This window comes from Mycobacterium sp., from assembly GCF_965229105.1.
GTDB lineage: Bacteria > Actinomycetota > Actinomycetes > Mycobacteriales > Mycobacteriaceae > Mycobacterium.
Genome location: NZ_OZ245858.1, coordinates 1,183,655 through 1,197,500, shown reverse-complemented (window position 1 = coordinate 1,197,500; position 13,846 = coordinate 1,183,655). Strand labels below are relative to the sequence as shown.

At 64.8% G+C, this 13,846-nt stretch carries 13 protein-coding genes; 3 read left to right on the top strand and 10 right to left on the bottom strand.

What is annotated here, in order from left to right; all coding sequences use genetic code 11:
* Nucleotides 1-35: 35 nt before the first annotated feature.
* Both mhuD and ADBZ9O_RS05730 read left to right on the top strand, forming a co-directional pair.
* Nucleotides 36-353, top strand: a complete 318-nt coding sequence (gene mhuD, locus ADBZ9O_RS05735) for a mycobilin-forming heme oxygenase MhuD (RefSeq protein WP_526529233.1) — start codon at nucleotides 36-38, stop codon at nucleotides 351-353.
* Nucleotides 328-1,725 carry a serine hydrolase gene (locus ADBZ9O_RS05730; RefSeq protein ID WP_526529231.1) on the top strand — a complete coding sequence of 466 codons (1,398 nt, stop codon included), beginning with the start codon at nucleotides 328-330 and terminating at the stop codon, nucleotides 1,723-1,725. Before mhuD ends, ADBZ9O_RS05730 begins: the two co-directional genes overlap by 26 nt.
* Here the strand turns inward: ADBZ9O_RS05730 and ADBZ9O_RS05725 are convergent.
* The 6 genes from ADBZ9O_RS05725 to lysS all read right to left on the bottom strand — a co-directional run bounded on the left by ADBZ9O_RS05725 (nucleotide 1,722) and on the right by lysS (nucleotide 8,303).
* On the bottom strand, nucleotides 1,722-2,267 hold the full coding sequence (locus ADBZ9O_RS05725; RefSeq protein ID WP_526529229.1) for a histidine phosphatase family protein: 546 nt from the start codon (nucleotides 2,265-2,267) through the stop codon (nucleotides 1,722-1,724). The two genes, ADBZ9O_RS05730 and ADBZ9O_RS05725, sit on opposite strands and share 4 nt — an antisense overlap.
* Complete coding sequence (locus ADBZ9O_RS05720; protein WP_526529227.1) at nucleotides 2,264-3,070, bottom strand: CbtA family protein; 807 nt, start codon at nucleotides 3,068-3,070, stop codon at nucleotides 2,264-2,266. Before ADBZ9O_RS05720 ends, ADBZ9O_RS05725 begins: the two co-directional genes overlap by 4 nt.
* A gap of 21 nt (nucleotides 3,071-3,091) precedes the next feature.
* Nucleotides 3,092-3,307: a CbtB domain-containing protein gene (locus ADBZ9O_RS05715; RefSeq protein ID WP_526529225.1), complete on the bottom strand. Its 216-nt coding sequence runs from the start codon at nucleotides 3,305-3,307 to the stop codon at nucleotides 3,092-3,094.
* 243 nt (nucleotides 3,308-3,550) lie between these two features.
* Nucleotides 3,551-6,097, bottom strand: coding sequence for an ATP-dependent Clp protease ATP-binding subunit (locus tag ADBZ9O_RS05710; RefSeq protein WP_526529223.1), 2,547 nt, complete (start codon nucleotides 6,095-6,097; stop codon nucleotides 3,551-3,553).
* A gap of 263 nt (nucleotides 6,098-6,360) precedes the next feature.
* Complete coding sequence (lsr2, locus tag ADBZ9O_RS05705) at nucleotides 6,361-6,702, bottom strand: histone-like nucleoid-structuring protein Lsr2 (protein ID WP_526529221.1); 342 nt, start codon at nucleotides 6,700-6,702, stop codon at nucleotides 6,361-6,363.
* Nucleotides 6,703-6,824: 122 nt separating this feature from the next.
* The gene (gene lysS, locus ADBZ9O_RS05700; protein WP_526532869.1) at nucleotides 6,825-8,303 is read right to left on the bottom strand and encodes a lysine--tRNA ligase; all 1,479 of its coding nucleotides are present in this window, start codon (nucleotides 8,301-8,303) and stop codon (nucleotides 6,825-6,827) included.
* Between the two features lie 108 nt (nucleotides 8,304-8,411).
* Here lysS and ADBZ9O_RS05695 point away from each other — a divergent pair, with 108 nt between their 5' ends.
* Nucleotides 8,412-9,677 (top strand): alanine racemase, encoded by a 1,266-nt coding sequence (locus ADBZ9O_RS05695; protein WP_526529219.1) that lies wholly within the window; start codon nucleotides 8,412-8,414, stop codon nucleotides 9,675-9,677.
* 6 nt (nucleotides 9,678-9,683) lie between these two features.
* Here ADBZ9O_RS05695 and ADBZ9O_RS05690 read toward each other — a convergent pair whose 3' ends face one another.
* The 4 genes from ADBZ9O_RS05690 to ADBZ9O_RS05675 all read right to left on the bottom strand — a co-directional run bounded on the left by ADBZ9O_RS05690 (nucleotide 9,684) and on the right by ADBZ9O_RS05675 (nucleotide 13,777).
* Nucleotides 9,684-10,499 (bottom strand): type III pantothenate kinase, encoded by an 816-nt coding sequence (locus ADBZ9O_RS05690; RefSeq protein ID WP_526529217.1) that lies wholly within the window; start codon nucleotides 10,497-10,499, stop codon nucleotides 9,684-9,686.
* Nucleotides 10,500-11,420 carry a pantoate--beta-alanine ligase gene (panC, locus tag ADBZ9O_RS05685; protein WP_526529215.1) on the bottom strand — a complete coding sequence of 307 codons (921 nt, stop codon included), beginning with the start codon at nucleotides 11,418-11,420 and terminating at the stop codon, nucleotides 10,500-10,502.
* Nucleotides 11,417-12,328 carry a Rossmann-like and DUF2520 domain-containing protein gene (locus ADBZ9O_RS05680; RefSeq protein WP_526529213.1) on the bottom strand — a complete coding sequence of 304 codons (912 nt, stop codon included), beginning with the start codon at nucleotides 12,326-12,328 and terminating at the stop codon, nucleotides 11,417-11,419. The genes panC and ADBZ9O_RS05680 overlap by 4 nt, the downstream gene beginning before the upstream one ends.
* Before the next feature lie 93 nt (nucleotides 12,329-12,421).
* On the bottom strand, nucleotides 12,422-13,777 hold the full coding sequence (locus ADBZ9O_RS05675; RefSeq protein WP_526529211.1) for a DUF6779 domain-containing protein: 1,356 nt from the start codon (nucleotides 13,775-13,777) through the stop codon (nucleotides 12,422-12,424).
* Nucleotides 13,778-13,846 lie beyond the last annotated feature (69 nt).

Here is a 13,846-nt window from a genome sequence, read left to right as displayed (position 1 = left end):
GCCGAGGCCGATGTGAGGCGCGGTAGCCTAACGCCATGTCCGTGGTGAAGATCAACGCAATTGCGGTACCCGCCGGCGCCGGGCCAGAGCTGGAGAAGCGGTTCGCTCACCGTGCCCATGCTGTCGACAACCAGCCCGGTTTTCTCGGATTTCAACTCCTGCGCCCGGTCAAGGGCGAGGACCGCTACTTCGTGGTGACCCAATGGGAGTCCGAGGAGGCGTTCCAGGCCTGGGCGTCGGGCCCGGCCGTGGAAGCACATAAGGGTGAGCAGAAAAATCCCGTCGCTACCGGGGCATCACTGCTGGAGTTCGAGGTTGTGTTGGACGTTGCCGGGTCAAGCGCAGACGCCTAACCACACGAGCGCGGGCCGCAGGCCACGTCGCGCGGCGGCGTTGCTTTGTAGCGCCGCCCTCGTCGCCACCCTTGTCAACGGCTGCGGTACCGACGCCACACCGTCGGCCAATGCCGGCGATGTGGGCGGTGTCCAGATCAGCACCAACACCCCGCCCGGTGTCCGTGCCCGGCAGGTGATGGACATGCTCAACTCCGACTGGCCCATCGGCCCTGTCGGGATCGGGACCCTGGCCACGCCCGATATCGTCGATCCGGTCGAGACGACCATGGACGGAATGTGGTACGACCGGCCCTATTCCGTGGCCGGTGTCGAAATCGGTGCTGGTGCAGCCACATTGCATATCGTGTCGTCCTACGGCGCCCGTCAGGACATCGAATTGCACACTGATGACTCCAGCCTGCTGGTGGACAGGTTCAAGGTCACCACCCAGACCCCGGAGATCAAATCCTGGGCTGATGTGGATGCCGTGTTGTCGAAAACCGGTGCCCGCTATGCCTATCGGGTGTCGCGGGTCAACGATGGCCAATGTACGCAATTCGCGGGCACCAACACCGCGGAGTCGCTACCGCTGGCGTCCATCTTCAAGACCTATGTGCTCTACGCCGTCGCCGAGGAAATCACCGCGGGCCGCCTGTCCTGGGATGACCAACTGACCATCACCGCCGACGGCAAGGCCGTCGGTTCGTCCGGTTTCGACAAGCTTCCGCCCGGCACCCACATCTCGGTGCGCACCGCGGCCCAGAAGATGATCTCCAACAGCGACAACATGGCAACCGACATGCTGATCGAACGGGTTGGCAAACCCGCTGTGGAACGCGCACTCGCCGATGCGGGCCATCACGATCCCGCCAGCATGACCCCCTTCCCGACGATGCACGAGCTGTTCTCCATCGGTTGGGGCATCCCGGATCTGCGAGACAAGTGGCAGTACGCCGACCCAGCGGGTCGCGCCGAGCTGCTCAAGGACGCCAGTTCCCGTCCCTACGTACCGGATCCGTTGCACACTCGCTCACCTGGCAGCGCCTACGGTGCCGAGTGGTACGGCAGCGCCGAGGACATCTGCCGGGTGCACGCCGCCCTGCAGAAGATCGCGGTGGGACCCGCCGCTCCGGTGCGCGACATCATGACCGCGATCCCCGGTATCGACCTCGACCGTAAGCAGTGGCCCTATATCGGCGCCAAAGCCGGCAACCTGCCCGGCGATCTGACGTTCAGTTGGTACGCGGAGGACCGGACCGGACAGGCCTGGGTCCTGAGTCTGCAGATGAACTGGCCGCGCTTTCACGGTTCCGGCACCGCGGCCTGGCTGATGACGATCATCAAGCAGATGTTCGCGCTGATCCCGATCGCACCGGACCCGGTCCGCTAGCTGCGTAGCGTCCAGGCATGCCCGCGGAAGTGCAGGACGGTACGGCTGACCGGCGCAATATCGATGCGCCAGAACGACTTTGGTGGTGCGTCGAGCGCGACCAGAACGGCCGCTCGGATGACGGCGGGGTGCGTGACGGCGACCAGCCGTGAGCGGTTGGCCGTCAGGGTGCCCATCCAGTCCCTGACTCTGGCGACGACGTCGACAATCGACTCACCGCCGTGCGGTGCCCGCTTGACATCGGTGAGCCAGACGGCGAGGTCATCGGGTTTGACGCCACCGAGGACGTCACCGCGCCATCGGCCGCAGTCCAAATCGGCGAGTCGCTGATCGACCCGTGCCGACAACCCGAGGAGTTCGGCGGTCTGCCTGGTGCGTTTCTCCGGCCCGCATACCGCACTGTCGACGGGTCCGAGATCGATCGCGGTGTCGGCCTGCCGATGCCCGATGGCGTTCAAAGGCTCGTCGGTGGGAAATCGCCCGGCTGCCATCGCATCCGTCATTGCATGGGATACGAAGGTCAGCCGGACGACCTCACTCACACTGAAACGGTCTCCTGCCGCTTGCCATCCACGACCCGCGACACCAGGGCGGCAAAAACCAGTCCGATGGTCGCAAAGAGGATCACCTGGGTACCGAGCGAGTACAGGCGGAACTCGTAGAGATCGACGGCCGAGAATCCCGGGAAGACAATCACTCCCGCGTCATTGACCATGGGGCCCGGCGTTTCGTTGATCGTCGGCAGGATCGCCATGACCACGAAGACCGCGACCAGGTAGCCCGCGCCGCCGACCAACGTCGCGTTCCACGCCCCAAGCCTCGGCGTCAGCTGCCGCCCCGCGTACACCGCGGCGACCATCAAAATCACCGAAAGACCCACCATCAGCAGGTAGAGCATGGTGCGCTGGGCGATGGTCTCGTCGAGGCTGGTGGCCGGCGGACTGGGCGGATACTTCAGCGCAGGCACGATCCACAGCGAGACCAGCATTGCGCCGGCCACGACCACTGACAGTGCGCGAGCGGAGATATTGCCCACGCGGCCGTATGCCACGCAGAACACCACGGCGAACAGCGCGCCCATCGCGACGCTGAACGCCAGGACACCGAAGCCCATCCCGATGGTCGACTGGATACCGCGGGTGAAGAGCTCACCACCCGCATCACCGTGACTGTGGCCGCCGGTGGCTGTGGCTGTTTCCATGGCTTCGTGCGCGGACGCTGTGCCGTCTTCGAAGTCGATCGCCCGTCCGATGATGGGCTCCAGGAAGACCTTGGCGAACAGGAACGAGAGCACACCTGCGAGGGCGCCGGCCAGGAGGCCGCGCCCGATAATCTGCTTTTCCATTGTGTTTGGCGTATCCCTGCGTCAGTGGCAGGGGAAGCCGAGGAGGTGGCGTGCGTCGTGCACGAATTCGTGGATGTACATGTTGTCACCGAAGACCGAAGTGGCCCCCTGGTCGACGCCGACGAAGTACAGCACCATCAGCGCCAGCACGGCGGTCAACGACAGCCAGACCGCGGCCTTGGTAGCCGACAGGTCGACCGCAGTCGCCCTGCCCCGGTGCGTTTCAGAAGAAGTCATATCCAGTTTCCTTTCGGGAGTACGCGTCCCGTATCCAGGTGCTGAGCGTCGGGTCTGACTTTGACAGTGGCGCGACCGTTCTGGATTCCCACCAGATTCCTTCGCTCAACGATTACACCAGGATCCTACGACGTTGGCGACGGTTAGCGCGCCATACCTCGACTGACGACCAGGTATTTGGGCCGATACGCAAACGGGCGGTTACCCCCGGTGAGGGTAACCGCCCGTTTTTCGACTGACGTGTTATTCCGAAGCAGCCGCTCCGGTGCCGGTGGTGACGGCCTTGGCGAGATCGGGTTCTTCGACCTTCTCTGCCTTGGGCACGCCAACGAACGTGAACACCGCGTCCTCGCCGGCACCCTCGCCGTCCCAGTTCTCGACGTCGACGAGGACATTCTGACCCGGTCCGACCTCGTCGAAGAGGATCTTCTCGCTCAACGCATCCTCGATCTCGCGCTGGATGGTGCGCCGCAGCGGGCGCGCTCCCAGCACCGGGTCGAATCCGCGCTTGGCCAACAGCGACTTCGCCTGGTCGGACAGCTCCATGGTCATGTCCTTGGCCCTGAGCTGGTTCCCGACGCGGCCGATCATCAACTCCACCATCTGAACGATCTCTTCCTTGGTCAGCTGGTGGAAGACGATGATGTCGTCGATACGGTTGAGGAACTCCGGGCGGAAGTGTTTCTTGAGCTCGTCGTTGACCTTGAGCTTCATCCGCTCGTAGTTGTTCTCGCCGCCACCCTGAGTGAAGCCGAGGCCAACCGCCTTGGAGATATCCGAGGTACCGAGGTTCGAGGTGAAGATCAGCACGGTGTTCTTGAAGTCGACCGTGCGACCCTGACCGTCGGTGAGCCTGCCGTCTTCCAGCACCTGTAGCAGCGTGTTGTAGATCTCCTGGTGGGCCTTCTCGATCTCGTCGAACAGCACCACCGAGAACGGCTTACGCCGCACCTTCTCGGTCAGCTGGCCGCCCTCTTCGTAGCCGACGTAGCCCGGAGGGGCACCGAACAGCCGCGATGCGGTGAAGCGGTCGTGGAACTCGCCCATGTCGATCTGGATGAGCGCGTCATCGTCGCCGAACAGGAAGTTGGCCAGCGCCTTGGACAGCTCGGTCTTACCGACACCGGACGGACCGGCGAAGATGAACGAACCGGAGGGTCGCTTGGGATCCTTCAGGCCGGCCCGGGTACGCCGGATCGCCTTCGAGACTGCCTTGACGGCATCCTCCTGGCCGATGATCCGCTTGTGCAGCTCATCTTCCATCCGCAGCAGCCGAGTGGTTTCTTCCTCGGTCAGCTTGAACACCGGGATACCGGTCCAGTTGCCGAGCACCTCGGCGATCTGCTCGTCGTCGACTTCGGCGACAACATCCAGATCACCTGAGCGCCACTGCTTTTCCCGCTCGGCGCGCTGAGCGACCAGGGTCTTCTCGCGGTCGCGCAGATTGGCAGCCTTCTCGAAGTCCTGGGCGTCTATCGCCGACTCTTTCTCCCGGCGCGCGTCGGCGATCTTCTCGTCGAACTCGCGCAGGTCTGGCGGAGCGGTCATCCGGCGGATACGCATCCGGGCACCGGCCTCGTCGATCAGGTCGATGGCCTTATCCGGCAAGAACCGATCGTTGATATAGCGATCGGCCAGTGTCGCCGCAGCGACGATGGCGCCGTCGGTGATCGAGACGCGGTGATGCGCCTCGTAGCGGTCGCGCAGACCCTTGAGGATCTCCACGGTGTGCTCGACGGTCGGCTCGCCGACCTGGACCGGCTGGAAGCGGCGTTCCAGCGCGGCGTCCTTCTCGATGTACTTGCGGTACTCGTCGAGGGTGGTCGCACCGATGGTCTGCAGTTCGCCACGGGCCAGCTTGGGCTTGAGGATGCTGGCGGCGTCGATCGCGCCTTCGGCAGCACCTGCGCCGACGAGCGTGTGCAGCTCGTCGATGAACAGGATGATGTCGCCGCGGGTGTTGATCTCCTTGAGCACCTTCTTGAGGCGCTCCTCGAAGTCACCGCGATAGCGGCTGCCTGCCACCAGCGAACCGAGATCAAGGGTGTAGAGCTGCTTGTCCTTGAGTGTCTCGGGCACATCGCCGTGCACGATGGCCTGCGCGAGGCCCTCGACGACAGCGGTCTTGCCGACACCGGGCTCACCGATCAGCACCGGGTTGTTCTTGGTGCGGCGGCTCAGCACCTGCATGACCCGCTCGATTTCCTTCTCGCGGCCGATGACGGGATCGAGCTTGCCTTCCATAGCGGCGGCGGTCAGGTTGCGCCCGAACTGGTCGAGGACCAGTGATGTGGAGGGGTTACCCGCCTCACCACCGCGGCCACCCGTGCCGGCTTCGGCGGTCTCCTTGCCCTGGTATCCGCTCAGGAGCTGGATGACCTGCTGACGCACGCGCGTCAGTTCGGCACCCAACTTGACCAGCACCTGGGCGGCGACGCCCTCGCCCTCACGAATCAGGCCGAGCAGAATGTGCTCGGTGCCGATGTAGTTGTGGCCGAGTTGCAGAGCTTCGCGCAGCGACAGCTCGAGCACCTTCTTGGCGCGGGGCGTGAAGGGGATATGACCGGACGGAGCCTGCTGGCCCTGGCCGATGATCTCCTCGACCTGGCTGCGGACACCTTCCAGTGAGATACCCAACGACTCTAGGGACTTGGCGGCTACGCCTTCCCCTTCGTGGATGAGGCCCAGCAGGATGTGCTCGGTCCCGATGTAGTTGTGGTTGAGCATCCTGGCCTCTTCTTGAGCCAGGACGACGACCCTGCGGGCACGGTCGGTAAATCTCTCGAACATCCGTGGTTACCTGCTCTCATATACATGGCGCGTATAGCGCGGGCTCCCGCACACGAGAAGTGCACAGCACCTGCCGCCCACTCTAATGTGCGTTCGCCCGGGGTGTCCCACCTCGGGTCCCCAAGCCGACGGGAAAGTCCGAGTAGACGCAACAGAGCAACGCCTGGAAAAGCGGATTCGTTTCCCGCTTGGAGCGTTGGCTGGTTCGCCGCTAGCGAAAAGTGCCGATAACCACGGGCCTCAAAGAGAGCCGCAAGAAGAAGTTACGAGGCGGCGTGGAACGCGTCGATGACGTCGGCGGGGATCCGACCGCGCGTGGACACATTATGTCCATTACGACGGGCCCAATCGCGGATTGCGGCGCTCTGTTCGCGGTCGATTGCCGCTCTGCCACGACCCGAACCGGGTGCGCGGCCACGACGACGACCCCCGACGCGGCGGCCTGATTCGATCCACTGCTTGAGATCAGCGCGAAGCTTTCCTGCATTCTTGTTGGAAAGGTCAATCTCGTAGGTGACACCGTCGAGGCCAAATTCCACTGTTTCGTCAGCGGCACCCTCACCGTCGAAATCATCGACCAACGTGACGGTAACTTTCTTAGCCATTAGCTCACTTATCCTTCTTCTATGCGCACGCTGTGGGTAATCATCTGTCGGATGACCAACCCCCCACTATCTAATGTGCCATATGAATCATCATTGCTCAACAACGCGAGCAATCGGGCAGTTCAGTTGACGTGTCGCCGCACAATCGGGAACAAAACGGTCTCCCTAATTGACAAGCCCGTCAAACTCATCAACAAGCGGTCGATACCCATTCCGGTCCCGGTCGTCGGAGGCATCGCATACTCCATCGCCGCGAGGAAATCCTCGTCCAACTGCATGGCCTCGTCATCACCCGCCGCGGCAGCTCTGGCCTGCGCCGCGAACCTCTCGCGCTGAATAACCGGGTCGATCAACTCGGAGTATCCGGTGGCGAGTTCAAAGCCTCGCACATACAGATCCCATTTCTCGGTGACACCTTCGATGCTGCGATGCTGGCGTGTCAAAGGTGTTGTCTCGACGGGAAAATCTTTGACGAATGTCGGCGCCCACAGGGTGTCACCGACGGTGTGCTCCCACAGCTCCTCGATGAGCTTGCCGTGCCCGTATCCGCGGTCTCTGGCGATCTCAAGATCGAGGCGATCGGCAATAGTCCACAAGTACTCGGCCGATGTTTCCGGGGTGATCTCTTCCCCGAGCGCTTCCGACAAAGACGGATACATTTGTATCGACGGCCATTCGCCGTCCAGATCATAGAGCTCGCCATCCGGCAGTGGCACCTGACGGGTACCGATCGCCTCATCTGCGACTTCCTGAATTACTTGACGGGTGACATCTGCCGAATCGTCATAGGTGCCGTATGCCTGGTAAGTCTCAAGCATCGAGAATTCCGGCGAATGGGTAGAATCCGCACCTTCGTTTCGGAAGTTGCGATTCAGTTCGAAAACCTTGTCCAATCCGCCGACCACACAGCGCTTCAGAAAAAGCTCCGGCGCGATTCGCAGATACAGGTCGGCGTCGAGTGCGTTGGAGTGCGTGACAAACGGGCGCGCCGCCGCGCCACCGGCCTGAACCTGAAGCATCGGCGTCTCGACCTCGAGGAATCCACGCCGTTCCAGTGCCGACCGCACCGCTCGGACAACCGCGATCCGCTGGCGCGCGACAGTCCTGGCCTCAGGCCGCACGATCAGATCGACATAACGCTGGCGCACGCGAGATTCCTCGTTCATCTCTTTGTGTGCCACCGGCAGCGGCCGCAACGCCTTCGATGCCATGTGCCAGGAATCGGCGAGTACGGACAATTCGCCGCGGCGCGAGCTGATCACCTCGCCGTGCACGAAGACGATATCTCCGAGGTCGGTATCGGCTTTCCAGGCGTCCAGGGACTCCTGACCCACACCGGCGAGGCTGATCATCGCCTGCAGTTGGGTGCCGTCACCGTCTTGGAGCGTCGCGAAACACAGCTTGCCCGAGTTGCGCGCGAAGACCACCCGGCCGGCCACCCCGACGACATCACCTGTGGTGGTGTCGGCGGCCAGGTCCGGGTAGGCGGCGCGGATCTCTGCCAGGGTGTGTGTCCGGTGCACTTCCACCGGATAAGGTTCGCGGCCTTCGGCCAGCAGCCGTTCACGCTTGGCTTGCCTAATCCGGAACTGCTCGGGCAGGTCGGCTTCAGAAGACGACTTGGCGGCATCCTCGTTTGTCGAATTCGAAGTATCCGCAGAGCTCACGACGAGCCAGCTTAATGGACTGTTGGCGCTTAAATTGAACGCGTGACGGCGACCATCAGTGCCGCAGCCCTTGCGGCGCTGGCAGACGAACCCATCGATTGGCGTTTCAAAGGGCTGCCGGCAGGGTGGAGCGGCCAGACGCCGGCGCAGATTTGTGCGGCGAAACCTCAGCTGTTCGAGGCGGGACCGCTCGGCCCGGTGTGTGTGCTGGGCGCCGATGCGTTGACCCACAACCTGGCCACCATGGCGCGGTGGTGCGCCGAGCGCGGCGTGCAGCTGGCCCCGCATGGCAAAACCCACATGTCACCGCAGCTGTGTGCGCGGCAGCTCGATGCGGGGGCGTACGCCATCACTGCCGCGACCATCAGTCAGGTGCGCACGTTCCGCGCTTTCGGGATCAGTGCGTTGATCCTGGCCAACGAGCTCGTGGATTCAGCCGGGTTGCATTGGCTGGCAGCAGAATTGGATAGTGATCCAGATTTCGATCTGGTCTGCTGGGTTGACTCCGTTCGCGGCGTGGAGATCATGGGCGCCGAACTGGCTGCCGCGGGCGCGCACCGCCCGGTCGATGTCTGCGTCGAGGTCGGCGCGTTCGGCACCCGCACGGGCTGCCGCACCGACGGCGATATCGACGCCGTCGCTGCTGCGGTGGTGTCCTGTCCCCAGCTGCGGTTGGTCGGGGTTGCCGGCTATGAAGCAGCGCTGGGCCACGACGTCGATATTGCGGCACGCGACGTGGTGCACGATTACCTCGGGCGGTTGCGGTCGACGGTGCTGCGGTTGGCGGGGGCCTTCGAGTCCGATGTGGTGCTGGTCACCGCGGGCGGCAGCACCCATTTCGACCTGGTCACCGACGTGTTGGGGACCGGATGGCCCGACGGGCTGGCGGTCTGCACTGTGTTGCGAAGCGGCGCGTACCTCACCCATGACGACGGTCTCTACCGGCGGACCTCACCACTGACCCGGGTCGGGGTGTCAACGCAGGCGCTGCGTCCTGCGCTGAGCGTGTGGGCTCAGGTGTGCTCGCGGCCAGAACCCGATCTGGCCCTGCTCACCCTGGGCCGCCGCGACGTGTCCTTCGATCAGGATCTGCCGGTGCCGCGGACGCTGCCGGACAGCGCGGTGACCAAACTCAACGACCAGCATGCGTTTCTGCGGTTGGGCCACGGTGACACCGAGCGTGTCGATGTCGGAACCTGGCTGGAATTCGGCATATCGCATCCCTGCACTGTCTTCGACAAGTGGGCGCTGATCCCGGTTCTCGACGCCGACGACAGGGTGGTCGAGCTGATCCGGACGTTCTTCTAAAGTGGACTAGCGGCCAGGTTTGATCTTGCCGCGCTGACTGTCGCGGTTACGTTCGAACACCAGCCGCAGCCCATCGAGGGTCAGATACCGGTCGTAGTGCGCTTGGGTCTGCAGATCGGGCAGCAGTAGCGGGGCGGTGTGGCCCGTCGCCACCACCGCGATATCGTCGCCGGCGAATCCGTCGATATCCTCGCGGATCCGCCGGATAATTCCGTCGACCAGCCCGGCAAACCCGAACACCGCACCGGCCTGCATGCACTCGACGGTGTTCTTGCCGATCACCGATCTGGGTCTGGTCAGTTCGACGCGACGCAGCGCCGCCGAACGCGCTGCCGCAGCGTCCGATGACACCTGGATGCCCGGTGCGATCGCCCCGCCGAGGAACTCCCCTTTGGCCGATACGACATCGACGCAGATCGATGATCCGAAGTCCACCACGATGGCCGCTGACCCGTACTTGTGGTATGCGGCAAGGCAATTCACAATACGGTCGGCGCCAACCTCTTTGGGGTTGTCGACCAGAAGCGGGATTCCGGTGCGGACGCCGGGCTCGATCAACACGTGCGGGACCGACGGCCAGTACTGGTCGAGCATCATTCTGACCTCGTGCAGCACCGACGGCACCGTGGACAGCCCAGCGGCTCCGGTCAGCTGTTCGGAATCGTCACCGATCAGACCGTCGATGGTCAGTGCCAGTTCATCGGCGGTCACTTCGGGCTCAGTACGAATGCGCCACTGCTGCACGACTTTTGCATGGTCACCGGAACCGGACATCAACCCGACGACGGTGTGGGTGTTTCTGACATCGATCGCGAGGAGCACTCAGTTCCCCCGTGGCATTTCGGGGTGCCCCGCGATACTGACGAAACCCTCGCCGAGCTCGACGGCCATATTGTCCAACAAGCGGGTGTTACCGAGGCGCGCCGCAACCAGCAGCCTTCCCCGTCCAGCCGACGGTGACGGCTCCAGCCCGAGCCCGCGGGCCTGCAGGTAATCGATCTCGAGGTCGGGGACCGCCTCGAGTACCGCCCGGGCTGCGCTGACGGCGGCGGCCGCGCCACCTGAGGCCGCGTACTTACCGGCCAGAAGTGCCGCGGACAACGAAATGGCCTGCTCCCGTTGCACGGGGTCGAGGTAGCGGTTGCGCGATGACATGGCCAGCCCGTCAGTTTCCCGTTTGATCGGCACCCCGACGATGCGGGTATCGACGTTGAGGTCAGCGACCATCTGCCGGATCAGCACCAGCTGCTGGTAGTCCTTCTCGCCGAAGAACGCGCTGTCCGGGCGCACGATCTGCAGAAGTTTCAGGACCACAGTCAGCATCCCCGCGAAATGCGTTGGCCGAGAGGCCCCTTCGAGCTCAGCGCCCAGCTGCCCCGGGTGCACGGACGTCCGCGGCCCGTCCGGGTACATCGCAGCCGCGGTCGGCGTGAACGCAATTTCGACATTCTCGGTGCGCAGCAGATCGAGGTCGGCCTCCAGGGTGCGCGGGTAGGCGTCGAGATCCTCATTGGGGCCGAACTGCAGCGGGTTGACGAAGATCGACACCACCACAACGGATCCGGGGATGCGCTTGGCCGCCTGCACCAGGGCAAGGTGTCCGGCGTGCAGGGCGCCCATCGTCGGGACCAGCATCACCCGCCGGCCCGTATGCCGCAGCGCCCTGCTGACATCGGCGACCGCACTCGGCGACGGGTAGACGTTGAGTTCGCCCGCCCGGAATTTCGGCGGGATGGTCCTCATCGGGTCAGCACCTCGAAAACCGCATCCGGTGCGTGCGCCCGCTGTGCGGTCCGCAGTGCCACCGCCCGATATGCCTCGGCAAGGTCGGGATCGAGGTCGCGCAGCGCGGCGAGGTGGCCCGCGACGGCGACGGCGTCACCACGGGCAACCGGACCGGTGAGTGCACCCTGGCCACGTTGGAGCGTGTTCTCCAGCGCTGCGCGGGCCAGTGGCGCGATCACACGTTCGGCGATGCCACCGGGGTTGTCCCCCACCAGTTCCTGGCCCAGTAGTTCCTGACCTGACAGAGCAGCGCGCAGCGCCTCCAGCGCATCGGCGATGATGGTGACGATGTGGTTGCTCGCATGGGCCAGCGCCGCGTGATAGAGCGTCCGGTCCTGCTCGAGCACCCCAACGGGCTCACCGCCGATCTCCAGGACCAACGATTGCGCTATGGCATAACCGATCTCGTCGGCCGCTGTGACGCCGAAACAGGTATCGCCAAGGCGAGCGATATCTTCGTCGCCGCCGGTGAAGGTCATGGCGGGATGAATCGCCAGCGGCACACAACCCATCTCGGCCAGCGGCGCGAGGACCGCGATGCCGTTGGCACCAGAGGTGTGGGCAACGATGGTCCCCGGCTTGACCGATGAGGTGGCTGCCAAGCCGGATATCAGCGACGCCAGTTCGGCGTCGGGAACGGCGAGTAGCAGCAGTTCGGAGTTGTCGGCGACCTCGTGGACCGGCAGAACCGGGGTGTCGGGCAAGCGGCGCGCGGCACGGCTCAAGGACTGATTCGAGACGGCGCTGCACGCGACGACGACGTGCTCGGCCCGTTCCAGCGCTGCGCCGAGCGCCGTCCCCACTCGGCCCGCCGAGATGATTCCCACCTTCAGCCGGGCTGGCCGGATTCCACCGGGATTTCCCACGCAGACGACCTCGCTGACGTCATTGATTCGTTCCGGTCCGCGCAGATCGGGTACCGGACAGTCGCCCAAACTTTATCTCAAGCGGCCGGAAACTCAGTCCTCGCGGCGCCGACGCCCGCCGCCCTGCGTCGCACCGGCCTGCAACCGGGCCAACAGCTCGGCGGCGGGGGTGCCGCCGGCCTTCGCTTCCTCTTCTTGAATGCCCTGAGCTTGACTGTCCCGAGCTTGGCGCACTTCCTCGGCGCTGCGGTGCCGGGGAGGTGGCGGCGTCTCGGCTCGGGGCGTGGCCGGGGTTTGTACCGGTGTGGGTGGCGGAGTCGTCGGCTGCGGTGCGGGTGCCAACCGGGGTGCGGGTCCACCTTCGCCCTGCGAGGAATGCCTGCCGCGACGTTCCGGCGGGGGCGGCGGACCCTGCTGACCGGAATGCCTGCCCCGTCGCTCGTCCTCAGTGGCGGGAACCGGGCTCGGCGCCTGAGCCGGCGGCACCTGAGCCGGCGGTGTCTGAGCCGGCGGTGTCGGGGCAGGCGGCATCGCGATGGGCTCGGATGTCACCGGGCCGGATGGCGCCGGTACCGCCCAGCTGGGAGGCGGCGGCGTGGGTTGGGGTTGAGGTGTCGGTTGGGGCTGAGGTGCGGGTCGGGGCTGTTGGCGGGCCGGTTCCGGTCGTGGGGGCGGCTGTTGCCGACGCGGCTGTGGCTGCGGCTGTGGCTGTGGCTGCACCGGTGTCTGTTGCGCACGCAGCCAGCCGCTGTCCTCAGAGGGGCGCCGATGCGATCCGCGATAGGCCGCCTCCAGCGCCGCCTCATCGGTCTGCGGGCCCTCCACAGGTCCGATCAACGGCTCTTCCGGCACGTCGATGATGGGACTCTCCGCGGTCCTGGTGCTGTCGGTGTCCCGCGTCGTATCCGGTGGCACCATCGTGATCCGGCTGCTCGCCACTCGATCAGGCCTCGAGCCTTCCGCGGTCCTGGTCCATTCGGCGTACGCCCGGTCGGACTCGATCGCCGGCCGGTGCGCCAGATCGGCGTCGAACAGTATTTCGAGATTCGTCCGCAGGGCCGACAGTTCGGCGCGGAGGGCAGCCACCTCGTCGGCGGCCTGCGCGCGCATTTCCGCCGTCAACTCTCGGCGTAAGTGGGTTTCCACCGACAGCTCGTACTCACGCCGCGCGGAGATCTCCCGGTCGAGCTGCAGGTCGTACACCAGCTTCAGATCCCGCACTTTGGCCTGATCCGCATCGCTCTGCCTGCGATAGATCACCGACACGAAGGCGCCGACTACAGCGGCCCACAACGCCAGGATGACGGCGAGCTTCAACAGCTCCACCCGGTTGGTGAATACCAGGGCGGAACTGGCCCCGATGGCCAGGACCAGCAACACCGTCAACAGCAGCCAACCCGGCCTGCGGCCGCCGCGCCGTGCCCGGGCGCCGCGGGACAGAACGGTCATGGGCTGACTGTACCTGTGCGAGGTCACTGCGCGTGTCGCCGTGCTCCGGCGATTCTGCTCGAGCTTCCC

Excerpts from the sequence above, each read along its gene's own strand:
- mhuD (WP_526529233.1), top strand. The coding sequence starts at position 36 with ATGTCCGTGGTGAAGATCAACGCAATTGCGGTACCCGCCGGCGCCGGG.
- ADBZ9O_RS05720 (WP_526529227.1), bottom strand. The coding sequence starts at position 3,070 with ATGGAAAAGCAGATTATCGGGCGCGGCCTCCTGGCCGGCGCCCTCGCA.
- ADBZ9O_RS05715 (WP_526529225.1), bottom strand. The coding sequence starts at position 3,307 with ATGACTTCTTCTGAAACGCACCGGGGCAGGGCGACTGCGGTCGACCTG.
- ADBZ9O_RS05710 (WP_526529223.1), bottom strand. The coding sequence starts at position 6,097 with ATGTTCGAGAGATTTACCGACCGTGCCCGCAGGGTCGTCGTCCTGGCT.
- lsr2 (WP_526529221.1), bottom strand. The coding sequence starts at position 6,702 with ATGGCTAAGAAAGTTACCGTCACGTTGGTCGATGATTTCGACGGTGAG.
- panC (WP_526529215.1), bottom strand. The coding sequence starts at position 11,420 with ATGAGGACCATCCCGCCGAAATTCCGGGCGGGCGAACTCAACGTCTAC.
- ADBZ9O_RS05675 (WP_526529211.1), bottom strand. The coding sequence starts at position 13,777 with ATGACCGTTCTGTCCCGCGGCGCCCGGGCACGGCGCGGCGGCCGCAGG.